This window comes from Bradyrhizobium sp. AC87j1, from assembly GCF_002936975.1.
Lineage (GTDB): Bacteria > Pseudomonadota > Alphaproteobacteria > Rhizobiales > Xanthobacteraceae > Bradyrhizobium > Bradyrhizobium shewense.
Genome location: NZ_PTFE01000267.1, coordinates 1 through 820, shown reverse-complemented (window position 1 = coordinate 820; position 820 = coordinate 1). Strand labels below are relative to the sequence as shown.

Below are 820 nucleotides of genomic sequence, written 5' to 3'. Positions count from 1 at the left end.
ACCTGTTGCTGGCCGATGCGGCCGGACGCGCCGCGCTGGGCGGCGACGGGCTTACCGGTGTGACGGTGGTGGATCTGGAGACGGCCACGGCCTGGGCGGAGCTGCCGGCGTCGGATCCGGACCCGCGCGCGCTCGGCCTGACCTCACGCCATCTCGCCTATGTGATCTACACCTCCGGATCCACCGGAACGCCCAAGGGGGCACAGAATGAGCATCGGGCTATCGTCAATCGCCTGATCTGGATGCAAAACGCCTATGGTCTCAAGGCAACTGATGTCGTGTTGCAGAAGACGCCCTTTGGCTTCGATGTCTCGGCCTGGGAGTTCTTCTGGACCTTGCTTGAAGGGGCGACCCTGGTGCTGGCGCCTCCGGATGCGCACAGAGATCCCGCTGCATTGGTCGACTTGATCATCAGCGAGCGCATTACGACGGTTCACTTCGTGCCATCCATGCTGGTCAGTTTTATGGATGCGAAGAGTGTTGACCGCTGCACGTCGCTGCGGCGTGTTTTATGCAGCGGCGAGGCGCTTCCTGCCGCCAGTGTGCATAAGGTTCGGCGCCTCTTGCCCTGGACGGGCCTGCACAATCTGTACGGTCCGACGGAAGCTGCGATCGACGTGACAGCGTGGAGTTGTCCGGATGAGTTTGATGGCGCCATTGTTCCGATCGGCCGTCCGATCGCGAACACGCGGGTGTATCTGCTGGATGGTCATGGCGGGCTGGTGCCGTTCGGTGCGGTGGGGGAGCTCTATGTCGGCGGGGCGGGGGTGGCGCGCGGCTATCTGAACCGGCCCGAGCTGACCGCGGAGCGGTTCATGGC

General features: G+C 63.9%; 1 protein-coding gene. It reads left to right on the top strand.

The window, feature by feature from the left end:
- Positions 1-820: AMP-binding protein (locus tag CV770_RS41240; protein WP_146101484.1), on the top strand; the 820-nt coding region annotated here is incomplete at both ends.